General features: G+C 65.8%; 21 protein-coding genes and 3 rRNA genes. 23 read left to right on the forward strand and 1 reads right to left on the reverse strand.

Annotated features, from left to right (window positions below; all coding sequences use genetic code 11):
• The first annotated feature begins 78 nt into the window (after positions 1–78).
• The 14 genes from BN1186_RS10500 (at position 79) to xerD (ending at position 15,378) form a co-directional block, all read left to right on the forward strand.
• A 16S ribosomal RNA gene (locus tag BN1186_RS10500) occupies positions 79–1,597 on the forward strand.
• 340 nt (positions 1,598–1,937) lie between these two features.
• Positions 1,938–5,037, forward strand: a 23S ribosomal RNA gene (locus BN1186_RS10505).
• A gap of 105 nt (positions 5,038–5,142) precedes the next feature.
• Positions 5,143–5,259 (forward strand): 5S ribosomal RNA (rrf, locus tag BN1186_RS10510).
• Together the 16S, 23S and 5S rRNA genes form the textbook arrangement of a ribosomal RNA operon.
• A gap of 488 nt (positions 5,260–5,747) precedes the next feature.
• The gene (locus tag BN1186_RS10515) at positions 5,748–6,383 is read left to right on the forward strand and encodes a hypothetical protein (RefSeq protein ID WP_139651051.1); all 636 of its coding nucleotides are present in this window, start codon (positions 5,748–5,750) and stop codon (positions 6,381–6,383) included.
• Between the two features lie 29 nt (positions 6,384–6,412).
• Positions 6,413–7,204, forward strand: coding sequence for a tetratricopeptide repeat protein (locus tag BN1186_RS10520; RefSeq protein WP_074437019.1), 792 nt, complete (start codon positions 6,413–6,415; stop codon positions 7,202–7,204).
• On the forward strand, positions 7,201–8,190 hold the full coding sequence (locus BN1186_RS10525) for an HAD-IIA family hydrolase (protein ID WP_040284078.1): 990 nt from the start codon (positions 7,201–7,203) through the stop codon (positions 8,188–8,190). Before BN1186_RS10520 ends, BN1186_RS10525 begins: the two co-directional genes overlap by 4 nt.
• A 38-nt stretch (positions 8,191–8,228) precedes the next feature.
• Positions 8,229–8,399 carry a hypothetical protein gene (locus tag BN1186_RS15575; RefSeq protein WP_180349066.1) on the forward strand — a complete coding sequence of 57 codons (171 nt, stop codon included), beginning with the start codon at positions 8,229–8,231 and terminating at the stop codon, positions 8,397–8,399.
• Between the two features lie 17 nt (positions 8,400–8,416).
• The gene (locus BN1186_RS10530; protein WP_246043300.1) at positions 8,417–9,112 is read left to right on the forward strand and encodes a TlyA family RNA methyltransferase; all 696 of its coding nucleotides are present in this window, start codon (positions 8,417–8,419) and stop codon (positions 9,110–9,112) included.
• 1 nt (position 9,113) lies between these two features.
• A complete protein-coding gene (locus tag BN1186_RS10535; protein WP_040284081.1) occupies positions 9,114–10,022 on the forward strand; it encodes an NAD kinase in 909 nt (302 codons plus the stop codon).
• A complete protein-coding gene (recN, locus tag BN1186_RS10540) occupies positions 10,022–11,692 on the forward strand; it encodes a DNA repair protein RecN (RefSeq protein WP_040284082.1) in 1,671 nt (556 codons plus the stop codon). The genes BN1186_RS10535 and recN overlap by 1 nt, the downstream gene beginning before the upstream one ends.
• 34 nt (positions 11,693–11,726) lie before the next feature.
• Positions 11,727–12,167, forward strand: a complete 441-nt coding sequence (locus BN1186_RS10545) for a hypothetical protein (protein ID WP_139651053.1) — start codon at positions 11,727–11,729, stop codon at positions 12,165–12,167.
• Positions 12,168–12,203: 36 nt separating this feature from the next.
• Positions 12,204–13,841, forward strand: a complete 1,638-nt coding sequence (locus BN1186_RS10550) for a CTP synthase (RefSeq protein WP_040284084.1) — start codon at positions 12,204–12,206, stop codon at positions 13,839–13,841.
• A gap of 2 nt (positions 13,842–13,843) precedes the next feature.
• On the forward strand, positions 13,844–14,467 hold the full coding sequence (locus tag BN1186_RS10555) for an NUDIX domain-containing protein (RefSeq protein ID WP_052460055.1): 624 nt from the start codon (positions 13,844–13,846) through the stop codon (positions 14,465–14,467).
• Positions 14,464–15,378, forward strand: coding sequence for a site-specific tyrosine recombinase XerD (xerD, locus tag BN1186_RS10560; protein WP_040284761.1), 915 nt, complete (start codon positions 14,464–14,466; stop codon positions 15,376–15,378). The genes BN1186_RS10555 and xerD overlap by 4 nt, the downstream gene beginning before the upstream one ends.
• 9 nt (positions 15,379–15,387) lie before the next feature.
• On the opposite strand, the gene BN1186_RS10565 is transcribed toward xerD, so the two are convergent.
• Positions 15,388–16,656, reverse strand: coding sequence for a GNAT family N-acetyltransferase (locus BN1186_RS10565; RefSeq protein ID WP_052460056.1), 1,269 nt, complete (start codon positions 16,654–16,656; stop codon positions 15,388–15,390).
• A 460-nt stretch (positions 16,657–17,116) separates the two neighbouring features.
• Here BN1186_RS10565 and BN1186_RS10570 point away from each other — a divergent pair, with 460 nt between their 5' ends.
• The 9 genes from BN1186_RS10570 to hrpA are packed head-to-tail and all read left to right on the forward strand — an operon-like array spanning position 17,117 to position 26,630.
• A complete protein-coding gene (locus BN1186_RS10570) occupies positions 17,117–18,037 on the forward strand; it encodes a ParA family protein (protein WP_425471493.1) in 921 nt (306 codons plus the stop codon).
• Entirely contained in the window at positions 18,034–18,402 is a 369-nt protein-coding gene (locus tag BN1186_RS10575) for a hypothetical protein (RefSeq protein ID WP_040284086.1), read from the forward strand. The genes BN1186_RS10570 and BN1186_RS10575 overlap by 4 nt, the downstream gene beginning before the upstream one ends.
• Complete coding sequence (locus BN1186_RS10580; protein ID WP_052460057.1) at positions 18,399–19,229, forward strand: segregation and condensation protein A; 831 nt, start codon at positions 18,399–18,401, stop codon at positions 19,227–19,229. Before BN1186_RS10575 ends, BN1186_RS10580 begins: the two co-directional genes overlap by 4 nt.
• Positions 19,226–19,828, forward strand: a complete 603-nt coding sequence (scpB, locus tag BN1186_RS10585; protein ID WP_040284087.1) for an SMC-Scp complex subunit ScpB — start codon at positions 19,226–19,228, stop codon at positions 19,826–19,828. The genes BN1186_RS10580 and scpB overlap by 4 nt, the downstream gene beginning before the upstream one ends.
• Complete coding sequence (locus BN1186_RS10590; protein WP_052460058.1) at positions 19,812–20,573, forward strand: pseudouridine synthase; 762 nt, start codon at positions 19,812–19,814, stop codon at positions 20,571–20,573. Before scpB ends, BN1186_RS10590 begins: the two co-directional genes overlap by 17 nt.
• Positions 20,574–20,609: 36 nt before the next feature.
• Positions 20,610–21,527 (forward strand): T3SS (YopN, CesT) and YbjN peptide-binding chaperone 1, encoded by a 918-nt coding sequence (locus tag BN1186_RS10595; protein ID WP_040284090.1) that lies wholly within the window; start codon positions 20,610–20,612, stop codon positions 21,525–21,527.
• Positions 21,528–21,546: 19 nt separating this feature from the next.
• Positions 21,547–21,948, forward strand: a complete 402-nt coding sequence (locus tag BN1186_RS10600) for a pyridoxamine 5'-phosphate oxidase family protein (RefSeq protein ID WP_052460059.1) — start codon at positions 21,547–21,549, stop codon at positions 21,946–21,948.
• 3 nt (positions 21,949–21,951) lie between these two features.
• Positions 21,952–22,827 carry a universal stress protein gene (locus BN1186_RS10605; protein ID WP_040284091.1) on the forward strand — a complete coding sequence of 292 codons (876 nt, stop codon included), beginning with the start codon at positions 21,952–21,954 and terminating at the stop codon, positions 22,825–22,827.
• A complete protein-coding gene (gene hrpA, locus BN1186_RS10610; protein WP_040284092.1) occupies positions 22,824–26,630 on the forward strand; it encodes an ATP-dependent RNA helicase HrpA in 3,807 nt (1,268 codons plus the stop codon). Before BN1186_RS10605 ends, hrpA begins: the two co-directional genes overlap by 4 nt.
• Positions 26,631–26,638: the final 8 nt, after the last annotated feature.

Here is a 26,638-nt window from a genome sequence, read left to right on the forward strand (position 1 = left end):
TTTTGGATTTTTGTGTCAGTGTTGAACTTGGTTGATGGTTTTCGGATCCTGCTTTGGTGGGGTTTGTGCCGATATTTTTCAACGGAGAGTTTGATCCTGGCTCAGGACGAACGCTGGCGGCGTGCTTAACACATGCAAGTCGAACGGTAAGGCCCTTTCGGGGGTACACGAGTGGCGAACGGGTGAGTAACACGTGAGTAACCTGCCCTTAACTCTGGGATAACTCCTGGAAACAGGTGCTAATACCGGATATCAGCTGTCATCGCATGGTGGTGGTTTGAAAGTTCTGGCGGTTAGGGATGGACTCGCGGCCTATCAGCTTGTTGGTGAGGTAATGGCTCACCAAGGCTTCGACGGGTAGCCGGCCTGAGAGGGCGACCGGCCACATTGGGACTGAGATACGGCCCAAACTCCTACGGGAGGCAGCAGTGGGGAATATTGCACAATGGACGGAAGTCTGATGCAGCAACGCCGCGTGCGGGATGACGGCCTTCGGGTTGTAAACCGCTTTCAGCAGGGACGAAGCGCAAGTGACGGTACCTGCAGAAGAAGCACCGGCTAACTACGTGCCAGCAGCCGCGGTGATACGTAGGGTGCGAGCGTTGTCCGGATTTATTGGGCGTAAAGAGCTTGTAGGCGGTTTGTCGCGTCGGGAGTGAAAACTCAGGGCTTAACCCTGAGCCTGCTTTTGATACGGGCAGACTTGAGGAAGGTAGGGGAGATTGGAATTCCTGGTGAAGCGGTGGAATGCGTAGATATCAGGAGGAACACCAGTGGCGAAGGCGGATCTCTGGACCTTTCCTGACGCTGAGAAGCGAAAGCGTGGGGAGCAAACAGGCTTAGATACCCTGGTAGTCCACGCCGTAAACGGTGGGTACTAGGTGTGGGGTCCATTCTACGGATTCCGTGCCGCAGCTAACGCATTAAGTACCCCGCCTGGGGAGTACGGCCGCAAGGCTAAAACTCAAAGGAATTGACGGGGCCCCGCACAAGCGGCGGAGCATGCGGATTAATTCGATGCAACGCGAAGAACCTTACCTGGGTTTGACATATGCCGGAAACATCTAGAGATAGGTGCCCCTTTATGGTCGGTTTACAGGTGGTGCATGGCTGTCGTCAGCTCGTGTCGTGAGATGTTGGGTTAAGTCCCGCAACGAGCGCAACCCTCGTCCTATGTTGCCAGCGGGTTATGCCGGGGACTCATAGGAGACCGCCGGGGTCAACTCGGAGGAAGGTGGGGATGACGTCAAGTCATCATGCCCCTTATGTCCAGGGCTTCACGCATGCTACAATGGCCGGTACAATGAGCTGCGAGCCTGTGAGGGTGAGCGAATCTCAAAAAGCCGGTCTCAGTTCGGATTGGGGTCTGCAACTCGACCCCATGAAGTCGGAGTCGCTAGTAATCGCAGATCAGCAACGCTGCGGTGAATACGTTCCCGGGGCTTGTACACACCGCCCGTCAAGTCATGAAAGTCGGTAACACCCGAAGCCGGTGGCCCAACCCTTGTGGAGGGAGCCGTCGAAGGTGGGACTGGTAATTAGGACTAAGTCGTAACAAGGTAGCCGTACCGGAAGGTGCGGCTGGATCACCTCCTTTCTAAGGAGTCTGTGGCAGGTGTCCCTGTGAGGGGATGTTTGTCCATTACCCGGTTCCGGAGCGTTGGTCTTCGGTCGGGTAGACGCCGGATTGTAGAACATTGACTGAGATTGATTGATGCTGTGTCTGTTGTGTGAGTACTGCCCTGTGGGGTGTGGAAAGTGTGGTGGAGCGGTGTTGGTTGGTTGTGTGCACGCTGTTGGGTTTTGAGGGGTCGGTTGCTTTGTGTGACGCCTTCTGTGCGAACCGTGGTCTGATGTCTGCCTGGTGGTGGGTGTTGGGTTGTGGTCTCGCCCGTATTTTGAGAACTTCACAGTGGACGCGAGCATCTTTGTAGATTTAACAAGCTACTAAGTGCGATCGGTGGATGCCTTGGCACCAAGAGCCGATGAAGGACGTTGTAACCTGCGATAAGCCATGGGGAGCTGGTAAACGAGCTTTGATCCGTGGATTTCCGAATAGGGAAACCTTGAAATACCGGAGTCATGTCCGGCAACCTCTGCCTGAATGTATAGGGCAGTTGGAGGGAACGTGGGGAAGTGAAACATCTCAGTACCCACAGGAAGAGAAAACAATAGTGATTCCGTTAGTAGTGGCGAGCGAACGCGGAAGAGGCCAAACCTCATGTGTGTGATAGCTGACAGGCGTTGCATGTGGGGTGTTGTGGGGCCGTTTGGATTGCGCTGTCGAGCAGTCACAGAGTTAGAAATGATCAGTGAAGTTGAAGTGTCTGAGAAAGTCACAGCAGAGAGGGTAATACTCCCGTAGATGTAAGTTGATCACTCTGAAGCGTTACCCCAAGTAGTGCGGAACCCCTGAAATTCCGCGTGAATCTGGCGGGACCATCCGCTAAGCCTAAATACTCCTTGGTGACCGATAGCGGACAAGTACCGTGAGGGAAAGGTGAAAAGTACCCCGGGAGGGGAGTGAAATAGTACCTGAAACCGATCGCATACAATCCGTCGGAGCCTCTCGTTTGGGGGGTGACGGCGTGCCTTTTGAAGAATGAGCCTGCGAGTTAGTGGTATGTGGCGAGGTTAACCCGTGTGGGGAAGCCGTAGCGAAAGCAAGTCCTAATAGGGCGTTTGAGTCGCATGCTCTAGACCCGAAGCGAAGTGATCTATCCATGGCCAGGTTGAAGCGACGGTAAGACGTCGTGGAGGACCGAACTCACTTGGGTTGAAAACCGAGGAGATGAGCTGTGGATAGGGGTGAAAGGCCAATCAAACTTCGTGATAGCTGGTTCTCCCCGAAATGCATTTAGGTGCAGCGTCGCATGTTTCTTACCGGAGGTAGAGCACTGAATGGTCTAGGGGGCCCACAAGCTTACCGAAATCAGTCAAACTCCGAATGCCGGTAAGTGAGAGTGCGGCAGTGAGACTGTGGGGGATAAGCTTCATAGTCGAGAGGGAAACAGCCCAGATCATCAGCTAAGGCCCCTAAGCGATAACTAAGTGGAAAAGGATGTGGAGTTGCGGAGACAACCAGGAGGTTGGCTTGGAAGCAGCCATCCTTGAAAGAGTGCGTAATAGCTCACTGGTCAAGTGATTCTGCGCCGACAATTTAGCGGGGCTCAAGTTATCCGCCGAAGCTATGGCATTCACACGTGTGGCCGTAAGGTTGTGTGGATGGGTAGGGGAGCGTCGTGTGCGCGGTGAAGCGGCGGGGTGACCCAGTCGTGGAGAGCACACGAGTGAGAATGCAGGCATGAGTAGCGAAAGACGGGTGAGAAACCCGTCCGCCGAATATCTAAGGGTTCCAGGGTCAAGCTAATCTGCCCTGGGTAAGTCGGGACCTAAGGCGAGGCCGACAGGCGTAGTCGATGGACAACGGGTTGATATTCCCGTACCGGCGAAGTATCGCCCCTGCTGAGGCGAGTGATGCTAAGCATGCGAGGTGCAGGTGATGTCTTCGGACGGATCTTGTGCTGAGTCTGTGACCCGATCTTGTAGTAGGCAAGCTGCGGAGGGACGCAGGAAGGTAGCTCTTCCCGGTTTTGGATATACCGGGTCAAGTGTGTAGGGCGAGACGTAGGCAAATCCGCGTTTCATATGGCCTGAGACATGATGTGTCGTTAACTTTTGTTGACGTAAGAGTGATCCTATGCTGCCTAGAAAAGCTTCGTGAGCGAGATATCAGCCGCCCGTACCCCAAACCGACACAGGTGGATAGGTAGAGAATACCAAGGCGATCGAGATAATCGTGGTGAAGGAACTCGGCAAAATACCCCCGTAACTTCGGAATAAGGGGGACCTGATGCGTAGTAGAATTTACTTCGAAAGCGCAGAGGGTCGCAGAGACCAGGCCCAAGCGACTGTTTACTAAAAACATAGGTCCGTGCCAAGTCGTAAGACGATGTATACGGACTGACTCCTGCCCGGTGCTGGAAGGTTAAGGGGAAGGGTTAGCCTTTGGGCGAAGCCTAGAACTTAAGCCCCAGTAAACGGCGGTGGTAACTATAACCATCCTAAGGTAGCGAAATTCCTTGTCGGGTAAGTTCCGACCTGCACGAATGGAGTAACGATTTGGGCGCTGTCTCCACCACGAACTCGGCGAAATTGCACTACGAGTAAAGATGCTCGTTACGCGCAGCAGGACGGAAAGACCCCGGGACCTTTACTATAGTTTGGTATTGGTGATCGGTGTGACTTGTGTAGGATAGGTGGGAGACTGTGAAGCTTGGACGCCAGTTCAGGTGGAGTCATCGTTGAAATACCACTCTGGTCACTCTGGTTATCTAACCTAGGTCCATTATCTGGATCAGGGACAGTGCCTGATGGGTAGTTTGACTGGGGCGGTCGCCTCCCAAAAGGTAACGGAGGCGCCCAAAGGTTCCCTCAGCCTGGTTGGTAATCAGGTTTTGAGTGTAAGTGCACAAGGGAGCTTGACTGCGAGAGAGACATCTCGAGCAGGGACGAAAGTCGGGACTAGTGATCTTCTGGTGGCATATGGAAGCGCCAGGACTCAACGGATAAAAGGTACCCCGGGGATAACAGGCTGATCTTGCCCGAGCGTCCATAGCGACGGCATGGTTTGGCACCTCGATGTCGGCTCGTCGCATCCTGGGGCTGGAGTCGGTCCCAAGGGTTGGGCTGTTCGCCCATTAAAGCGGCACGCGAGCTGGGTTTAGAACGTCGTGAGACAGTTCGGTCCCTATCCGCTGCGCGCGTAGGAGTCTTGAGAAAAGCTGACCTTAGTACGAGAGGACCGGGTCGGACTAACCTCTGGTGTGCCAGTTGTTTACCAAAAGCACGGCTGGTTGGCTACGTTGGGACGTGATAACCGCTGAAAGCATCTAAGCGGGAAGCACATTTCAAGATGAGGACTCCCACAGACATTGTCTGGTAAGGCCCCTTGTAGACCACAAGGTGATAGGTCGGATGTGGAAGTACAGTAATGTATGGAGCTGACCGATACTAATAGGCCGAGGGCTTGTTTCTACAAAGATGCTACGCGTCCACTGTGAGGTTCCCGAGATACGGTCGAGGGCACCAACAAAAATTCAATATGTTTGTTGTTGTGCTGAGATCACTCTCGTTGAGTGTTTCGGTGGCCATAGCGAGAGGGAAACACCCGGTCCCATCCCGAACCCGGAAGTTAAGCCTCTCTGCGCCGATGGTACTGCGATGGGGACATCGTGGGAGACTAGGACGCCGCCGGACTATTTTTATGATCGGACCCTCCGAGCCTTGTGTTCGGGGGTCCGTTCTTTTTCTGGACTCTTTTTCGTGTCGTGGCTGGGTTCCCCGGGCCTGGCTTGTGTTGAGGTCAACGTTCGTGTCGTGGCCGCCAAGGTTGGGTGTCTTGGTGCGTGGGTTGGTGTTTGTCGCTGGCGTCATGTCACAGGGGCCGGGAAACAGTTCTGGCTCGGTGACGTTGGGTCGGCGTCGTGTACCCCCGCTGCAAGCCCGCGTCCTGAGTTGGGGGATGTGGCCCCTGCCTGGGATGATGGTGGGTATGAGTGACAACTCCACACCGGACGAGGGCCAGGGGCACCGCGGGCGCGACATGAACGGCAACGATCGAGCGGGGCGTAACGACACGCCTCGTGGTGGCCGGCGACCGCGCCCCAACGATGACGAGCGCGGAGCGCGCCCCTACGGCGAACGCTCCGGTTGGCGCGGAAGGGACGAGCGGTCCTCCGGTCGCCGTGGCCCCCGTCGTGATGATGATCGTCGTGGTCCTCGCGCTGAGGGTGGTGAGCGTCGTAGCTGGGGTGATCGTGATGATCGCCGTGGCCCGCGCCGTGATGATGATCGTCGTGGTCCTCGCGCTGGGGGTGGTGAGCGTCGTAGCTGGGGTGATCGTGATGATCGCCGTGGCCCGCGCCGTGATGATGATCGTCGTGGTCCTCGTGCTGAGGGTGGTGAGCGTCGTAGCTGGGGTGATCGTGATGATCGCCGTGGCCCGCGCCGTGATGATGATCGTCGTGGTCCTCGTGCTGATGGTGGTGAGCGTCGTAGCTGGGGTGATCGTGATGATCGCCGTGGCCCGCGCCGTGATGATGATCGCCGCGGTCCCCGTCGTGATGATGATCGTGGTGAGCGTCGTTCCTGGGGCGATCGCGGTGACCGCCGTGGTCCGCGCCGTGACGATGACCGCCGTGGTCCGCGGCGTTACGATGACCGTCGTGGTCCGCGCCGTGATGACGACCGCCGCGGCCCCCGTTTTGACGATCGTGAGGAACGGGTGCATCGTCCGGGTACGGCGCCCCGAGCGGACGAGCCCGAGACCCCGACAGATTCTGATGAGTCAGCGCTGCACCCTGGCGTACGGGCTGAACTGAGGGGGCTGCCGAAGGATCTTTCGGACGCCGTGGCTGCTCACATCTGGGCAGCGGGACAGCTGATCGACACGGACCCTGCGCTTGCCTTCCGCCACGCCGAGGCTGCTCGTCGTCGCGCGGCACGCCTCCCGATCGTGCGTGAAGCCGCCGCTGAGACCGCGTATGTGGCCGGTGAGTATGCCGTTGCGCTGCGCGAGTTCCGTGCCATTCGCAGGATGGCAGGTGGGGACGAACTCATCCCACTGATCGCCGACTGCGAGCGTGCGCTCGGCAGGCATCGCGACGCGCTGGAGGTGCTCGAGGAGCTCAACCCGAAGAACCCGGACGTCAACCTGCACATCGAATGCCTGTTGGTCGAGGCGGGGATCCGTGACGACCTCGGGCAACGCGACGAGGCATTGCGCCTCCTGAAGGCGGCGATCTCGAGGAGGATCGGCCCGCCGCAGGCGCAGGCACGCCTCCACTATGCGCTGGCCAACCTCCTGGAGGAATCCGGCGACGCTGAAGGCGCCCGCACCTGGTTCAGCTCAGCGGCTGAGTCGGACCGCTACGGAGATCTCGACACCGCTGAGCGCCTCGCCGCCATCGACGGCATCACGTTGCCGGACTTCGCCGAGGACGACGAGGACGACGAGGACCTCGACGCTGCAGAGGCCGACGAGGCGGTAGATGCCGGGGAGGAAACGCCGGTCGAGGAGGACGAAGAGGCTGTCATGGCCGAGGCGGAAAGTGCTGGGGAAGCCCAAGCCGAACCCCAGGAAAGCTCCGAGATCCCGGCCGATAATCTGGAGGGCACCACCACGGAGGAGACCGAGCGATGAAGGCCCTTGCCTCTGACTACGACGCAACCCTGTTCGACCTCGACGGGGTGATCTACCTGGGGCCGTACGCGATCGAGGGCATCCCCGAGGCGCTCGACGAACTGCGTTCGCGCGGCAACCATGTGGGTTTCGTCACGAACAACGCCGCCCGCACGCCCGCAGCGGTGGCGACGCACCTCGAGGACCTCGGCATCCGCGCCAGCGAGGACGATGTGGTCAACTCGACCCAAGCCACGCTGCGCATGTTGGCCGACGACCTGCCCGCCGGTACGAAGGTGCTGGCCGTGGGCACGGCGGCCCTCGCTGAGCAGCTGACCGGCGCAGGGTACACCGTCGTGACACGGCTGGAGGACGAGCCGGTGGCCGTGGTGCAGGGGTACCACCCCACGATCGAGTGGCAGCGCCTGGAGGACGCCGCCCTGGCCATTCAGGCCGGAGCCGCCTGGTATGCCACTAACCCGGATCTGACCCGCCCCTCCGAGCGCGGCATCGTGCCGGGGCTCGGCTCCCAGCTAGGGGTGGTGCGCAACTGTGTGAGCGTCGACCCGATGATCGCCGGTAAGCCGTACCGCCCGCTCCTCGACGAGACGGTGCTGCGGATGCGTGCTGAGCGGCCCATCTTCGTGGGGGACCGGACCGACACCGACGTCCTGGGCGCCAACAACGTGGGGATGGACTCGCTCTTCGTCTTCACCGGAGCGCACGGCAAGGCAGATCTCGCTGAGGCCCCGCCTGACTTCCGGCCCACCTTCATCGGCTACGACGCGACTGCGCTGCTGGAGCCCAAGCGCGAGGCCGAGTTCCAGGAGAACCGATTCGTGTGCGGCTATCAAGAGGTGGACTTCGCCGATGGCATGGGATACCTCTCCACCAGGCCCGTGACGCGTGACGAGCAACTCGACGCGCTGTGGGCCGGCCTCCAAGCCAAGTGGCGCTTCGACGTGGACATCACGGCAGTGCTGAACTCGCTGGACACCTTGCGATGAACCAACAGCCCACTCCACGCAGCACGGTTCCCGCGGACGTGCGGCGCACTGAGTTGGTGGCCGAGGCGATGGTCGGGCTCGACTCGCTCGAAGAACTCCCGTTGGAGGAACAGACGGCCAAACTCACTGAGGCCCAGGCAGTCCTGCAGGCGGTGTTGAACAACGACCCCAGCATCACGCAGTTGGGGATCCCCGGCGTCGCGCGGTGAGGTTGGACGTTGCGCTCATGGAGCGTGGCCTCGCCCGTTCTCGCACGCATGCCGCCGCCCTGATCGCTGAAGGGCGGGTGACCGTCAACGGCCGGCCCGCGACCAAGGCAGCACATCGCGTGACGGTTGATGACGATCTCGGCGCAGACGCCGAGCGGTGGGTCTCGCGAGCTGCCCACAAACTGCTCGGCGCGCTGGCCTCCTCCGCCTTCACTGTGCAGGGACGGGTGCTGGATGCGGGGGCGTCCACGGGAGGCTTCACCCAGGTGTGCCTCGAGCGCGGCGCGACCCTGGTCCACGCCGTCGACGTGGGCCACGACCAACTCGTTGCCCAACTGCGCCGGGACCCGAAGGTGCGGGTGCACGAGGGCCTCAACCTGCGCGACCTGACCGTCGACCACCTCGACGGTGTGCCAGTTGACCGCATCGTGGGAGACGTGTCGTTCATCTCGCTGAGGCTGCTGCTGCCTGCGCTGCTCGGTGTGTTGAGCCCCGAAGGCGAGGCCCTACTGCTCGTGAAGCCGCAGTTCGAGGTGGGGCGGCAACTGCTGGGCTCAGGCGGAGTGGTGCGCGACGGGGCGCTGCGCCGGGCCAGCGTTGACGCGGTGGCGGCGGATGCGGCGAGCCTTGGTTGGCGGGAGCGCTGGCGCGGGGAGAGCGAGCTGCCCGGGGCCGCCGGCAACGTGGAGTACTTCGTCCACCTGACTCGGTAGGCTGGGGCCCGTGACTAAGCGAACCGTGGCCGTCCTCGTCCACCCGGACCGAGACGAAGCCCTCGACACAGCAGTGGAGTTCATGGTGGACCTCCACGCCAGGGGCTTCGAGTTCCGCGTCTTCGCGGAAGATCTCGAGAGGGTCGGGGCCAGGGTGGGCGGCGAGATCCGGTTCGCCGCACTAGGTGAGGATCTTCCCGAACTGGCCGTCGTCTTCGGCGGCGACGGCACCATCCTGCGCGCGGCCGAATGGGCGCTGCCGCTGGGCGTGCCGCTGTTGGGAGTCAACCTCGGCCACGTCGGTTTCCTGGCGGAACTTGAGCCTTCAGACGTCCATGATCTGGCCACGGTGGTGGTGGAGAAGCGCTATCAGGTGGAGGAGCGGCTGGCCCTCGAAGTGAGGGTGACGGACGCTGCCGGCAACCTCACGTGGACCTCGCCGGCAGTCAACGAGGTATCGCTGGAGAAGGTGGCGCGCGAGCGCATGCTCAACGTGCTGGTCAGCATCGACGAGCGGCCGTTGTCGCGCTGGGGCTGCGACGGCGTCCTCGTGTCCACTCCCACCGGTTCCACCGCCTATGGGTTCTCCGCCGGGGGGCCGGTGATCTGGCCCGATGTGCAGGCGATGCTGGTGGTACCGCTCGCGGCGCACGCCCTGTTCAACCGGCCCATGGTGCTGAGCCCCGCGTCGAAGGTCCGCCTCGACATCACACCGGATGTCCCTGCCCGCGGGATCCTGTGGTGCGACGGCCGGCGCAGCCACGAAGTCGCAGACGGCGAGGTCATCGAAGTGACCCAGTTCGACGTGAAGCTCCGCCTCGCCAGGCTGAGCGAGCAGCCGTTCACCACCCGCCTCGTGAAGAAGTTCGCCCTGCCCATCGACGGCTGGCGCAAACAGACGGAGAAGTGATGCTGACGGCGCTGCGGTTGACCGCGTTCGGCGTCGTCGACGCCGCCGAGCTGGAACTGGGGCCCGGCCTGACGGCCCTGACCGGCGAGACCGGAGCCGGCAAAACGATGCTCGTTTCGGGCCTCGGCCACCTCCTCGGCAGCCGCGGTGACGCCGGCATCGTGCGGCGCGGTGCAGACAAGGCCGTGGTGGAGGGCCGCTGGGAGGTGCCGGAGTCGCTGGCTGAGCGCGTCCGCGAACTCGGCGGTGACGTCGAGGACGGCGAACTGGTGACGCTGCGCCAGGTCACGGCCCAGGGCCGCTCCCGGGCCGTGCTGGGCGGGGCAGGGGTGCCCATCTCGGCGTTGGCCGATGTCATCGGCGAGATCGCCACCATCCACGGCCAGTCCGGCCAGATCCGCCTGTCGAGCCCGGACCGTCAGCGTGAATTGCTCGACGCCCACGCCAGGCCGCCTGAGCTTGAGCGCTACCGCGCCAATTTCGCCGAGCGGAAAGCCTCCGCCGCGGAGTTGGAGTCGCTGGAGCAGGAGTCGATGGCCCGCGCCCGAGAAGCGGACATGTTGCGCTTCGGCCTCGACGAGATCGCGGCGGTCGACCCCCAGCCGGGGGAGGACGACGCGTTGGCGGCGGAGCAGGCCAAACTCATGGACCTCGACGACCTTCGCAGCCTCGGAGCCCGCGCGCACGAGGCGCTGAGCGGATCCGAGGCAGACTTCGACGCGCCCAGTGCCGTCGGCCTGTCAGGCGAGGCGCGCAAGGCACTGGCTGAATTGGCCGAGCGGGATGAGGACGCCGCCACGCTCTCCGCGCGAGCCGTGGAACTGGCCATGCTCGCCGGAGAGCTCGCCGCGGACGTGGCCGGCTACGTCGACGACCTGGTGGCCGATCCGCTCCGGTTGGAGGCCGTGGGTGAACGGCGCGGCGCGCTGGCCGGGCTGACCCGCAAGTACGGCACCACCGTCGACGAGGTGCTCGCCTGGGCGGCAACCTCTGCGGCGCGTGTGGGGGAGCTCGTCGGTAGCGACGAGCGCATCGGGGAGTTGCGCGCCCGGATCGCTGAGCTGGACGAGCTGCTTGCGGCAGATGCCGCGGCCATCTCACAGGCACGGCACAGGGCGGCAGATGATCTGGCGGGTCTGGTCAAGGAGGAGCTGACGGCGTTGGCGATGCCGCACGCCGAGCTGCGCTTCGACGTGACCGACGCGGCCATCGGACCGCACGGGGCAGACCGGATCGAGCTGCTGTTCACCGCCAACCCGGGCTCCGAACCCGCCCCGCTGGGGAAGGTCGCCTCCGGCGGCGAGCTGTCGCGCGTGCGACTGGCGCTGGAGGTGGTGCTGGCTGATGCCGGGGCACAGCACACCTACGTCTTCGACGAGGTCGACGCCGGGGTGGGCGGCGCCGTCGGTCTCGAGATCGGGCGTCGGCTGCAGCGGCTGGCCAGCCACAGCCAGGTGATCGTCGTGACGCACCTCGCGCAGGTGGCCGCGTTCGCCGATGCACACTTCGTAGTGGCCAAGGAGTCAGACGGCCAAGTGACCACTTCGGGTGTGCGACTGCTCGGAGATGACCAACGCGCCGCGGAACTCGCCCGTATGATGGGCGGCGCCTCCTCATCGACGAAGGGGATCGAGCACGCACAAGAGCTGCTCGCCAAGGCGGCCCGCTAGGGGGAGAGACACCATGCCAGCAGAGCCTCTGGGAGTGCTGCACCGATTTCTGGACCGGATACTGGTGGTGCTCGGGGTGGTCCTGCTGTTCTGGGTCTCGCACCTGGCCTTCCTCGAATGGGGCGTCGACCGATACGTCCCCACATGGATGCACGACCGGATCCTCATCTTCGCTGCCGTGGCGCTCCTCCTGGCAGTCCTCGGACTGGTCCGGGCCGCACTGGCCACAGCGTTCGCCTACCCGGTGGTCACCATCGTGGGTGAGATGCTCGGCAACGCCGGCTGGGACCTGCAGGAGATGTTCCTCGGCGAGGAACACGATCCCCTCCACGTCGGCTGGTGGATTGCAGTGGCGCTGTTCGCCTGGGTCGCGGTGGGCGGCGCGTGGGGCGAGTGGCGATCGCGGCGTTGGGCGCGGATCGAGGCGGAGCACAAGGTGCAGCGGGCGGTCACCGAAGACGTGACGCAGCCGTAACGCGACGGAAACCTGGATTCCCTAGGGTGGAGTTCCGTGCAAGAGCGAAATACCACCCGTCATATCTTCGTCACCGGAGGCGTGGTCTCCTCCCTCGGGAAGGGCCTCACCGCAGCCAGCCTCGGCACGCTGCTCGTCGGCCGCGGACTGCGCGTGACCATGCAGAAGCTCGACCCGTACCTCAACGTTGACCCGGGAACCATGAACCCGTTCCAGCACGGCGAGGTCTTCATCACCGACGACGGTGCAGAGACCGATCTCGACATCGGGCACTACGAGCGCTTCCTTGACGTGCCGCTCACGCACGCGGCCAACGTCACCACCGGGCAGGTCTACTCCAACGTCATCGCCCGCGAACGGCGGGGGGAGTACCTGGGCCGGACGGTCCAGGTCGTGCCCCACATCACCGGCGAGATCCGCGACCGGATGCTGGCCCTGGCCGGCCCAGACATCGACGTGGTCATCCACGAGATCGGCGGCACCGTCGGCGATATCGAGTCGCTGCCCTTCCTCGAGGCCGCCCGTCAGGTCCGCCACGAGATCGGCCGCGACCGGGTGTTCTTCCTGCATGTCTCTCTGGTGCCCTACCTGAAGCCCGCGGCGGAACTGAAGACCAAGCCGACGCAGCACTCGGTGGCGGCGCTGCGCCAGGTGGGCATTCAGCCCGACGCCATCGTGTGCCGCTCCTCGCAGGAGGTGCCGGGGGCGATGAAGTCGAAGGTCGCCCTGATGTGTGATGTGGATGAGGAGGCGGTGATCAGCTGCGCCGACGCGGCCAGCATCTACGCCATTCCGCGGGTACTTCACGCCGATGGGCTCGACGCCTATGTGGTCCGGCGCCTCGGGCTCTCGTTCCGGGATGTGGACTGGACGGCCTGGGATGATCTGCTCGACCGCGTCCAGAGGCCGGAGGACAGCGTCACCGTTGCCCTGGTGGGCAAGTATGTGGACCTGCCGGACGCCTATCTTTCCGTCTCAGAGGCGCTGCGCGCGGGCGGCTTCGCCCACCGGGCCGCCGTCGAACTGCGCTGGGTTCCGTCGGACAACTGCGACACGCCAGAGGGCGCGGCGGAAGCGTTGGCCGGGGTGGATGCGGTGTGCGTCCCCGGGGGCTTCGGCATCCGTGGGGTGGAGGGCAAGCTCGGCGCCCTCACTCATGCGCGAGAGCACGACATCCCCACGCTGGGGCTCTGCCTGGGCATGCAGTGCATGGTGATCGAGGTGGCCCGCAACCTCGCCGGGTTGACCGACGCCTCGTCGAGCGAGTTCGACCCCGCCACACGCGAGCCGGTCATCGCGACCATGGCGCAGCAGAGCGCCATCGTCGACGGCGGGGGAGACCTCGGCGGCACCATGCGGCTCGGCTCCTACCCGGCGGACCTGGCGGACGGCACTGTCGCCCGCAGGGTCTATGGTGAAGCCAGGGTCGAGGAGCGCCACCGCCACCGCTACGAGGTCAACAACGCCTACCGCGCCCGCCTCGAGGAGGCGGGTCTGGTGATCTCGGGCACCTCGCCGGATTCGACGCTTGTCGAGTTCGTCGAACTGCCTGAGAGCGTGCACCCCTTCTACGTCGGCACCCAGGCGCACCCCGAGCTGAAGTCGCGCCCGACGAAGCCGCATCCGCTGTTCGCCGGGCTGATCGGAGCCGCTCTGGCGGCACGGAAGGGATAGGCATGCGCGTTGACGAGCCGATGAAGTGGCCGGTGTATTCCCGGGAGGTGCTGGGCACCGGGCGGGTGTCGTCCTTCGTGGAGGAGGAGATCGAGACGCCTTCGGGCGAGACCATCGCCCGGCAGTTCATCACACATCCCGGCGCGGTGGCGGTCGTTGCTTGGCGGGAGGAGACCGACGAGGTCGCCGTCCTGCGGCAGTACCGTCACCCCGTGGGCATGGAGCTCGTGGAGATTCCCGCAGGCCTGCTCGACGTCGACGGTGAGGACTGGCTGCTGGGGGCCCAACGAGAGTTGGCCGAGGAGGTGGAGCTGGCCGCTGATCGCTGGGACGTGCTGATCGACATCACCACTACGCCCGGCTCGTCGGAGGAGTCGTTGCGGATCTACCTGGCGCGCGACGTGCGGCCGGCCGCGCGTCCCGATGGCTTCGTCCTGGAGGGCGAGGAGGCCCACATGACGTGGGAGTGGGTGCCCCGTCAGGATCTCGTGGACGAGATCCTCGCTGGCCGGTGCCAGTCGCCCTCCCTCGTCTCCGGGGTGTTGGCCTTCGAAACCGCCCGGCTGTCCGGCCGGCTGGAGGAGCTCCGCCCGGCCGATGCCCAGTGGCCGATCCGGGCCCGATGATCAGCCTGGAGGATGCGCGCGACGACTACCTCAACCACGTCCGCGCCGAGCGCGGCCTGTCAGCCAACACCGTGGCGGCCTATCGTCGGGACCTGGCCCGGTACCTTGACTTCCTGGCGGAGCGCGGCATCTCGACGGTGCGGGATGTCACCCCCGTGGAGGTCACCGAATTTGTCCGGGAGTTGAGCGCCGCGCAGGCGCGGGCGTCGGTGGCGCGGGTGGTGGTGAGCGTGCGCACCTTTCACCAGTTCTGCGCCGAGGAGGGGCTCACCGACACGAATCCCGCCGCGGAGGTCTCCCCGCCCAAACTGGAGCAGCGGCTGCCGAAGGCGCTGTCGGTCGACGAGGTCGCACGCATCCTGGACGCTCCGGACCGCACGGAGGTCACGGGGCTCCGCGACGCGGCGCTGCTGGAACTGCTCTACGGCACGGGCGCCCGGGTCTCCGAGATCTGTGGGCTCGACGTCGACGAGGTGAGCGCAGCGCTCTCGGAGCCGGATGCAGGTATCCGGCTCCTGGGTAAGGGCGGCAAGGAACGCGTCGTGCCACTGGGCAGCTTCGCGGCCCGGGCCGTGTCCGACTACCTGGTGCGCGCGCGGCCAGCGCTGGCGCAGGCGGGAAAGAAGCACACGCCCGCGCTGTTGCTGAACCAGCGCGGTGCGCGGCTGAGCCGCCAATCGGCGTGGGCGGTCATCCAACGGGCCGCAGCGTCCGCGGGGATCACTGCCGACGTGTCGCCGCACTCGTTGAGGCATTCGTTCGCCACCCATCTCCTCGACGGCGGCGCGGACCTGCGAGTGGTGCAGGAACTGCTGGGCCATTCCTCGGTGGCCACCACCCAGATCTACACCCTGGTCACGATCGAGCATCTCCGCGAGGTGCACACCGCCGCCCACCCCCGCGCCAGGTGACCGGAGCCGTCAGAAGACGGCGAGGTTCATCGGCGGCTCATCCACCTGGAAGAGGCGCGACAGACGGCCGATGGCAGCGTCCTCTCCCTGGAGCAGACCGGAGAGGGCCAGCTCGGAGGCCGTGCGGTCACCGTGCCACATCGCGGCCAGCACATCGACGGGCAACTCGACCTCCGGCTGATCCTCCGTGCACTCGGCGGTGCCGACGCCGTCTGCCGCGGAGAGCCGCCATGTGCCGCCGCAGTAGTCCATCGGATCGACGAGGCGCACCGCGACGGAGCCCTCACCGTTGAAACCGCGCTGGGCCACCGCGGAGGGGAGGTCCAGGATCCGCAGCCACACCGGGTCGTCGCCCTCCTTGGGCTGGACGGCCCACGGGTCGACGAGGGAGGCGGCGAGGGGGTCGCCGGGAGGGGAGAGCGGGTAGGTGAGTCGCTCGACCATGTCCATGTCCGCCATCGCCTTCCACAGCGCCCGGTTGACGGCCTGATCCGAGGCGCAGACCTTACGCACCTCGGTGGTGATGGGGGTCTCGTGCCAACCCTTCGGAGTGAACAGGGCGAACCCGTCCACGTCGCCGCCCGGGGTGAAGTGCGCGACGCACCGCAGGGAACGGCTGGGGCCGCCCTCGCCGGAATCCCACTGGCCGGTGTCCATCAGGAAATGGCCGTGCAGGTGGCCCACCGCGCCGCGGTAGCGGGCCTGGTTCTCGCTGACGAGGCGCTGCCAGTGCTCCTCCAGGAATGACGGGTGCACGAACTCCACCGAGCCCTCCGCAACGGGCACGTCCGTCCGGAACGCCAGCCGGCGGGTGTCGACGTGGATCGGGTGTGTGTGCGTCGCGATGCCGAAGCCGAAGCGGCCGTAGATCGTGGCTTCAGAAGCCGTCAGCGTGGCCAGCGCCATGCCCTTGTCGCGGGCGGCATCAGGTTGCGCGCGCATCATGTGCTTCAGAAGGCCGCGGCGCCGGTGGCTGGGGCGCACCGCGACGGTGTTGATCACCAGCGCATCGACCAGTCCACGACCGCAGTTGATGGTGGTGGGGGCTGCCGCGAAGCCTGCGATGGCTTCACGGCCGTTGAGGCCGATGCCCTCGGCGGTGATCCTGCCGAGCCATGCCCTGTCCACGCGTCGGTGCTGACGGTAGGTGGCAACCCGTTCCTCGGTCGCCCGGGCGTCCAGGAAACTGAACCCGAAGATGTCGAGATATTCGGCCCATTGAGGGCTGTCATCCGGGGTCTCGAGGGGCATGAGGTCGAACTCGTAAGGTGCTTCCACCCGCTCCACTCTAATGGCGTTGGAACCCCGATGTCAGAGCCCGGACCACCTCATACGTGGTCCGGGCTCGCATCACTTTTACCGGCCGAAGGTGGATCGAAGGTTGCGACACGCCGCGGAAGCGGAGAATTTCCGATGAAATTTCCTGATTCTGCTGACAACCGGCGCGCAGGCGTGTAGAACTATCCATACGCACTTCCTCCCGAGGAAGAGCGGGAAGGGATTGTCCCACTTCCGATTGCCCCAGGATCCGTCCAGGTGGCACCCCATCCGGCGAGATGGGAGCGGAACACCAGGATGCCCTTCCAGGCAGGTGACCCGCCACCACCCGCCAACCCAGGTGGCCCGACCAACTCATACTTGGTCGGGCCACCGCCCTGTTCCGGGCCGGTGTGGGCAATGGGGCGCATCCCGGGTCCACTAGGCTGGGGGCACTTGCAAGGAAGTAGGAGGCACAACCGTGGCCGATGACGGGCTGTTCGAGAAGCCGGAGTTCCAGGTGCCGGACGCACCAGTGGAATCGACCCTCGTCGATACCGGTGTGATCGGTCCGACGGGGCGGCCGTTGCCAGAGTTCCCGGAGCCTGAGCCGCCAGCGCCGGGCCGCAAGCGCGCCGTCGTGATCTCGATGTGCAACCAGAAGGGCGGCGTGGGAAAGACCACCACCGCCATCAACCTGGGCGCAGCACTCGTCGAGACCGGCCGCAAGGTGCTGCTGGTCGATTTCGACCCCCAGGGGTCACTGTCGGTAGGGCTCGGCGTCAATCCGCACACCCTTGAGCGCTCCATCTACAACCTGCTGCTCAGCCGCGAGTACGAGCCCCAGGACGTGATCACCGAGTCCACCGTGCCGGGCCTCGACATCCTGCCCAGCAACATCGACCTGTCCGCCGCCGAGGTCCAGTTGGTCAGCGAGGTGGCCCGCGAACAGACCCTCCAGCGCGTGCTGAACAAGCTGCGCTCCAGCTATGACTACATCCTCATCGACTGCGCCCCGTCCCTGGGCCTGCTGACGATCAACGCGCTCACCGCCAGCGACTACGTGCTGATCCCGCTGGAGTGCGAGTTCTTCGCGCTGCGCGGCGTCGCCCTGCTGACCGACACCATCTCGAAGGTGCAGGACCGCCTCAACCCGGATCTTGAGGTCGTGGGCATCCTCGGCACCATGTACGACGCCCGCACGCTGCACAGCCGCGAGGTACTCGAGCGCGTGGTCCAGGCCTTCGGCGACGACGTTTTCCACACCGTGATCCGCCGCACCATCAAGTTCCCCGAGACGACGGTGGCCGGCGAGCCCATCACCACCTACGCGACGGCGTCACCGGGCGCAGATGCCTACCGCCAGCTGGCCCGCGAGGTGCTCCTCAGGAGCGCTGAGTGAGCAGGCGCGCCGAGCTGCCCGGGGCCTCCGAACTCTTCCGCCCCACCCGGCCGGCCCCAGAGCCGCCGCCGGCGCCCACGCCCGCGGCTGAACCGCGGCGACCCGCAGCGGAGCCTGCCGCTGATCCCGCCCTCGAGCAGGCTCCGGTGCCGACGGGGCGGGTCAAGCACGATCACAAGATCACGGTCTACTTCAGCGAGGATGAACTCCTGGCCCTGGAGGATGCCAACCTCGACCTGCGGCGCACGCACGGCATCCGCGTGGACCGGGGACGCATCGTGCGCGTGGCGGTCGCCCACGCCGTGGCGGATCTGATCGCACGCGGCGCCGACAGCGATCTCGTGGCCGAACTCAGAGACCAGTGAGCCGAGGCAAAGCTCAGGGCGAGCAGCGCGACGAGCTGCCGGGCTTCGAGCTGCGCCTCTCCAACTTCGAGGGCCCATTCGACCTGCTGCTCGACCTCATCTCACGTCGCGAGCTGGACATCACGGAGGTGGCGCTCAGCGCCGTGACCGACGAATTCATCGCCTACGTCAAGCTCGGCGGCGAGGTGTGGGACCTCGACAAGACCAGTTCCTTCCTCGTCGTGGCGGCCACCCTCCTCGACCTCAAGGCGGCCCGGCTTCTGCCAGGCGGGGAAGTCAGCGACCCCGAGGACATCGCCGCGCTGGAGGCTCGCGATCTGTTGTTCGCACGGCTGCTGCAGTACCGCGCCTTCAAGAGGCTGGCCGAATGGGTCTCCGAACACATGCTCGCCGCCGAATCCACGCATTGGCGCCCCGGCGGACTCGAGGAACAGTTCCGCGGCGTCCTGCCCGAAGTGGAACTCAACCTCACGCCCGACGACGTGGCCAGGCTCGCCGCCGGCGCCATGGTCCCCAAACCTCCACCGGTGGTCGAGCTGAGCCACCTCCACGGCAGCTCGGTCAGCGTGCCCGAGCAGGTCTCCCACGTGGCCGACCGGCTCCGCCGGGACGGCTCGGCCACCTTCCGCTCCCTGATCTCCGGCGCGGACCGGCTCACCGTGGTGGTGCGCTTCCTCGCCATCCTCGAACTGTTCCGGGCCCAGCAGGTGGCCTTGGAGCAGTTGGAGCCGCTCGGCGAGCTCACCATACGGTGGACCGCCGGAGACCAGGCCGCCGTCGAGGTCACCGACGACTACGGCCCCCAACCCGAACTGGAGGATGCATGAGCACCCAGGCCGCCCTCGAAGCCATCCTGCTGATGGCCACCGAACCCGTGCCCACCAATGAGTTGGCCGCCGCGCTGGAGCTGACCTCTGACGAGGCAGAGCGCGAACTGGAGGCCATCGCCTCCTTCTACGACGAGCACGAACGCGGGATCAGGCTGCGCCGGATCGCGGGCGGGTGGCGGTTCGCCACGGACACCGCCCTGGCCGACGTCCTCGAGGCATGGCTCGTCTCGGACCAGCGCTCGCGCCTCACCCAGGCTGCGCTGGAGACGCTGTCGGTCATCGCCTACCTCCAGCCCGTCACCCGTAGCCGGATCTCCGGGGTGCGGGGCGTGGGCGTCGACGGGGTGGTCAAGACCCTGTTGGTGCGTGGCCTGATCGCGGAGGCGGGGGAGGACCCCGTCACCGGGGCCATGACGTTCGGCACCACACCTCTGTTCCTGCAGAAACTGGGCCTCAACTCACTCAAAGAGCTGCCGGACTTGGCGCCACTGCTGCCAGACGCCGTAGCCTTGGAAGCTGAGCTGGGCCAGTTGGCCGCCGCGACGGCGCCCGAACCCCCAGCCGAAGAGGAGCAGGAAGATGAACAACCAGCCTGAGGCACAAGGACCGAAAACACAGGAAGGCGTGCGCCTGCAGAAGGTGCTGGCGGCCGCCGGCATCGCGTCGCGCCGAGCCAGCGAGATCCTGATCGATGAGGGCCGGGTGGAGGTCAACGGCAAGATCGTCACCGAGCAGGGCAGGCGCGTCAACCCGGAGACGGACCACATCCGTGTGGACGGCTCCCGCATCCCGCCGCCGCGCCACCACCTATACCTGGTGATGAACAAGCCCCGCGGCGTCGTGTCCACCATGGAGGATCCAGAGGGCCGCAAGACGCTGCTCGACTACCTGCCGCGGCTCAAGGAACGCATCTTCCACGTCGGCCGGCTCGACACCGACACCGAGGGGCTCATCCTGCTGACCAACGACGGCGAGTTCGCCCACCGGATGGCGCATCCCAGTTACGAGGTGCCCAAGACCTACCACGTGCAGGCCGCCGGCGTGATGGACAACCGCACGCTCAAGCGACTCGAGAAGGGCGTCACGCTCGACGACGGCCCCGTCAAGCCGGACAAGGTCAAGCTCATCTCCCGCGCCCAGAGCCGCACGCTGCTCGAGGTGTCGTTGCACTCGGGCCGCAACCGCATCGTGCGCAGGATGCTCGACACGGTCGGCCACCCCGTCGACAGGCTGGCCCGCACCGCCATCGGCCCCGTCCGGCTCGGCAACCTGCCCGTCGGTGAGATCCGTGAGCTGAGCCGGGAGGAGCTGGGCGCGCTGCTCGACCTCGTCGGCATGTGATCGACGTGCGCTAGGTTGAAAGCCAAGGAGGTGCCTGTGAGCGGGTACAAGGATTTCGACTTCGACTTCGATGCGACTCAGCAGAGCGCCTGGGAGCAGTTCACCGAACGCCTCGATGAGGTGCTGTCCGTCATGGACTCCACGGCGGACCTGACGATCTCCGTCGCGCCACCTCCGCACAAGGAGGGGCGCGACGATCAGAGTGAGCGCCCCGGAATTCTCTTCGCGGTGCATGAGCCGGGCACGATCTCGGCCTACGTCAAGGGCCCCGACGACGGTGAGCCGACGCCGGAGCAGGCCGAGGCGCTGCACCGCCTCGCCTGGGGGCAACCCACAGCCGAGGAGCCGCGGTTCCACACCGTGGCCGATCAGGAGGAGTCGGCGGCGCTGGCCCTGCTGGCCACGGAGACCCTCTCCGAGGTGTTCGGCGTGCTGCACCCGATCTTCCTGGAGCCTGACCAGTTGGCGGAGATCCTGCAGGGTCAGACCGACTGGGTGCCGCTGACGCCCAAGCCGCTGAGCAGGGAACAGGTCTCGGTGATGCCGGTCAACCGCACAGATCTGGACAACCTGGTCGACTACGAGTTGGCCAAGGCCTTCGGCCATCCGCCGCTGCGCAATCAGCAGGGCGACGTGGCGATCCGGGTGGGCTCCACGATGGTGTTCCTGCGATCCACGCCAGATGCCGCCGAGTTGGTGCTGTTCTCCGCGCTGGTGCACGACGTGGAGGGTCGTTCCCGCGCGTGCGAGGTGCTCAACGACCTCAACGTGGAGGCCCGCTACGGCCGCTTCGCGCTGCACCGCGACCGCGTTTTCGTGCAGATCTCGGTGGCGGCCAAGCCATTCGTGCCGGCACACCTGCACCAGGCGCTGACCCACCTGAGCCAGATCGCGGACGGCATCGACGACGCGCTGGCCACCAAGCTGGGTGGCCGCACCACGTTCTCCGGCTGACAGCGCTAGGGTTTGGTACATGACCGATCCGCAACAGGTGACCTACTTCAACACGCTCGACGCTGGAGAATGCTGGGCGCTCCTGGGTGAGACCGAGGTCGGCCGCATCGCCTGGCAGGGAGGCGACGGCATCGTCGTCGTGCCGGTCAACTACCGGGTGATCGACCGCAGCATCGTCTTTCACACCGCCGACGGATCCGGGCTGTCGAAGCTGGCAGACGGCAGACAGGTCTCCTTCCAGGCCGACGAGATCGACCGGGAATCCGCCATCGGCTGGTCTGTGCTCGTCCGCGGCACCGCCACGCCGGCGGACCCTGCGGTGGTCAACACGAGTTGGCTCGAGGGCGAACGCACCGTGGGCGTGGCCATCACCGCGACGTCGATCGACGGCCGCGTCGTCTCCGGCACCAAGAAGGGCTGAAACATGACAGACAAGACACTCCCGCTCGTGGTGGTCGGCGTCGACGGCAGCGACGACGGCCTGCGCGCCGTGCGCTTCGGGACCAACGTGGCGCTGCGCGTCGACGGTGAGATCCTGCTGGTCAACGCAGTCGACGACACGCTCATGGCCGGCGCGTGGGGCGTGGTGTATGACCCCGAGGTGCTGCAGTCCGCCGGCCTGACGGCCAATGAGCAGGCCCGAGACCTGGCACTGAGCCTCGGCCTGCCCGAGCACCGCATCAAGACCGAGGTCGTCATGGGGTCGCCCGGCGGTGTGATGGCCAGGCTGAGCGAGGTCGCCAGCCTCGTCGTCGTGGGCCGACGCGCCGCCTCCGGAGTGGAGCGCATGTTCGTGGGTTCCACCTCCGTGTCCGTCGTGGCCAACGCGTCGTGCCCCGTGGTGGTCATTTCCGCCGCCGCGCACCCCAACCCGGTGGGGCAGAAGGGCATCGTGGGAGTAGGTCTGCAGACCAGCCCCGGCTCCGAGCACACTCTCGCCGCAGGCTTCGAGCAGGCCCACCGCCTCGGCGCCCGGCTCGAGATCGTGCACGCCATCCAGCCTCCGGTCGGTCTCTTCGCCCGCAAGCTGTCGCCCGCCCAACTCGACGAACAGGTGCGCTTCGCGAAGGGTGGTATCGAGGCCATCGCCAACGAAGCCGCCCAGCGGTACCCCGAGGTGCAGTACCGCGTGGAGGTGGCCGTCGACAGCCCCATCAACGAGCTGGTCAGCCGCAGCGCCGGCTACGACCTACTGGTCGTCGGCGTTGGGGAATCGCCCATCCCGGGGCTGTCCCTGGGTGGCCTGATGCGGGGCCTGCTGGCCCACGCCGAGTGCCCGCTGTACGTCGCGCGCGGATGACAGAGGCTCCCGCCGCGCCCACCGTCGAGGTCGACCCGCAGCTGCCCATCGCGGCGGAAGCGGACCATATCGCCGACCTGATCCGCAACCACCAGGTGGTGGTCGTGGCGGGGGAGACCGGCTCGGGTAAGACCACCCAGCTGCCCAAGATCTGTCTCCTGGCCGGCCGCGAACACATCGCGCACACCCAGCCCAGGCGCATCGCGGCGCGCACGGTCGCGCAACGCATCGCCGACGAATGCGGTGTGGAGCTGGGCGACTTCGTGGGCTACCAGGTGCGCTTCACCCGTAAGGTCACCGGGGCCACCCGCATCAAGGTGATGACCGACGGCATCCTGCTGTCCGAACTGACCCATGACAGGTTGCTGCGACGCTACGACACGATCATCATCGACGAGGCGCACGAACGCAGCCTCAACATCGACTTCCTCCTGGGCTACCTGAAGCAACTGCTGCCCAAACGCCCGGAACTGCGGGTGATCGTCACGTCGGCCACCATCGACACCGCCCGCTTCTCCGCCCACTTCGGTGACGCCCCCGTGGTTGAGGTCTCCGGCCGCACCTATCCGGTGGAGACCCGCTACCGCCCGCTGGACGACACCGAAGACGAGATCGACGGCATCGTCGGGGCGGTGCAGGAGATCCTCACCGAGCCCGGCGGGGGCGACATCCTGGTGTTCCTCAGCGGCGAGCGGGAGATCCGTGACGCGGCGGAGGCCATCGAGGGGCTGAAGAGCGGGCTGGAGGTGCTGCCGTTGTTCGCGCGACTCTCCGCCGCTGATCAGCAGCGCGTGTTCTCCGGCCACAGAGGCAGGCGCATCGTGCTGGCCACCAACGTGGCGGAGACCTCCATCACGGTGCCGCGCATCCGCTACGTCATCGACACCGGCGTGGCCAGGATCTCGCGCTACTCGGCGCGCACGAAGGTGCAGCGGCTGCCCATCGAACCCGTGTCGCAGGCCTCCGCCAACCAGCGTGCCGGGCGCTGCGGCCGCATCGGCCCCGGCGTCGCCATCCGGTTGTACTCGCAGGAGGATTTCGAGTCGCGGCCCCTGTACTCGGAGCCCGAGATCCTGCGCACGAACCTGGCCACCGTGATCCTGCTCATGGCGCAGGCAGGGCTGGGCGACGTGGAGAGCTTCCCCTTCGTCGAAGCCCCCGTGCTCAGCCAGATCAACGACGGCGTGCGCGTCCTCAGCGAGCTCGGTGCCATCCACCCACGCAAGCGGCACGCGCAGGTGCGGCTGACCCGTACCGGCCGCATGCTCGCGCGCATGCCGGTGGACCCGCGACTGGGCCGGATGATCATCGAGGGCCACCGCCGCAAGACCTTGAGCACCGTGCTGGTGCTCGTCGCCGGGCTGACAGTGCCGGACGTGCGGGAACGGCCGGCGGAGTTCCAGCAGCAGGCCGACCAGCTGCACCGGCGGTTCTGGGGCGGCGACGCGGCCGCCCCGCCCGATGAGGCCGGCGGCGCCCCCAAGCGCCACACGGTGCATACCGGCACGCGCAAGGAGACAGCCGCCAAACCCTCGCTGGAGGGCGGGGACTTCGAGGTGCTGCTCAACATCTGGAACTACCTGCGACGGCGTCGCCGGGAACTGTCCGGCAACCAGTTCCGCCGGATGTGTCGAGCCGAGTACCTCAACTTCGTGCGCTTCCGCGAGTGGGAGGACCTCGTCTCCCAGTTGCGGCAGGCGGCCAGGGAACTCGACCTGGACACCCGCAGGCACGGCTCGACGGAGGCGGTGCTGACCAGCCTGCTGAGTGGGCTGCTGTCCAACGTCGGCCTCGCAGAGGAACAGCGTGCCAAGAAGGAACCCGGAAAGCGCCGCCCCCTCCAGGAGTACCAGGGCACCCGGGGGGCGAAGTTCGCGATTCAACCGGGCTCGGCGCTGGCTAAGTCGCCACCGCCGCTGGTGATGGCCTTCGAACTGGTGGAGACCTCCCGGCTGTGGGCACGGACCGTCACCCAGATCAAGCCGGAATGGGTGGAGGAGGTGGCCGGACCGCTGCTCACCCGCACGGTCTCGGAGCCGGTCTGGTCCCAGCGCACGGCCAGCGTGGTGGCCAGCGAACGGCTCACGCTGTTCGGGGTGCCGATCGTGGTGGGACGGCGCACCGATTACGCCAAGGACCATCCGGAGGAGGCGCGCGAGATCTTCCTACGCACCGCGCTGGTGGAGGGGGAGTGGGAGACCGGCAACCCCGTCGTCCGCGGCAACCGGGCGGTCATCGAGGAAGCGGAGAAGATGACCGACCGCATGCGGCGGCCCGATCTGCTGATCTCCGACGAGGCGCTCTACGCGTTCTACGAGGCGCGGGTGCCCAGCGACGTGGTCTCGGGCGCAACGCTTGACAAGTGGCTGCGCTCCATCCCACGCGAACAGTGGCCGCTGCTGATGATCGACGACGCCATCGTCGATGTCACGCAGCTGCGGCCCAGCGACTTCCCGGACCGCTGGACGTTCGGCGAGCACCGGCTACCGATCGACTACACCTTCGATCCCGGAGCTGGCAGCGACGGCGTCACCCTCAAGCTCCGGCTCGAGCTGCTCGGCCAGTTGAACGCTGACGAGTTCTCCTGGCAGGTTCCCGGGTTGCGCCGGGAACTGGCCACCGAGCTGATCCGCTCGCTCCCCAAATCTGTGCGCACCAACTTCGTGCCCGCCCCGGATTTCGCGGCGCGGGCCCTGGCGTGGCTGGAGGATCGCGGCGAGGTGGGGGAGGGAGCCTTCACCGATGCCCTGGCCCGCGCGCTGACCAACCTGACCGGGGTGATCGTCGAAGGAGATCAGTTCTCACCCGCGTCCGTCGGCAGGCACCTACGCCCCACCTATGTGATCCTCGACGACGGCCGCGAGGTGGCCCGCGGCGCCGACCTTGAAGAGCTCAGGCAGAAGCTGTCGCCCAAGGTCGCCGCCAAGCTCACCGCGTCGGCGGGGGACAAGGCCGTCTCGGGACAGACCTCGTGGACCTTCGGTGCCGTCCCGCCGGAGACCACGGTCAGCAAGGGCGTGGTGGGATACCCCGCCCTGGTCGACGAGGGTCGCAGCGTCGGGCTGCGGGTCTTCGACTCGGCCAGCAAGGCGCAGCGCTCGCACGGGCACGGCATCCGACGGTTGCTGACGCTCACCAATCCGGATCCCACCAAGTGGGTGGTGGCGCACATGGGGCGCACGGAGAAGCTCGCGCTGGCGGACTCGGCCTACCCGAAGGTGCCGGAACTGCTGGCCGACGCCTGGCTCAAGGCCGGCGAACAGTTGGCGCTCGAGGAGGGGCCACTCGACGAGGTGCGGACCGAGGCCGACTACCAGAAGGTGGCTCTGGCCGTGCGACAGGACTGCCCGGGGCGGACGCTGCAGGTGGTCAACACCGCAGCCCACGCCCTCACCGCCGTCACGCAGGCCCGCATCCTGCTCGCCGGGCTGCCGGCCGACGACCCGGTGCGGGTTGATGTGACCGCGCAGCTCGACAACCTGTTCTTCAACCGGTTCATCTCCGCCACCCCCGATCCGTGGTTCGGGCATCTGCCCCGCTACGCGCAGGCCGCAGTCGCCCGGCTGCAGGCCGCGGCGGTCAACCCGGCCAGGGACGACAAGGTCGCCGTCGAGCTCTACGCGGTGGAGGACGCCTACGCCGAGCTCACTGACGCTCAACCGCCCGGTCCGCTACGTCCGGAGGTGGAGGAGATCGCCTTCCTGCTGGAGGAGTTCCGCGTGAGCCTCTTCGCGCAACAGCTCAGGACGGCGGTCCCCATCTCCGCCAAGCGCATCAGGCAGGCCATCCGCCAGGCCCGTTGACGCGGTTC

Origin of the sequence: Tessaracoccus massiliensis, assembly GCF_000826065.2 — a bacterium.
In the GTDB taxonomy this organism is placed as follows: Bacteria; Actinomycetota; Actinomycetes; order Propionibacteriales; family Propionibacteriaceae; genus Arachnia; species Arachnia massiliensis_A.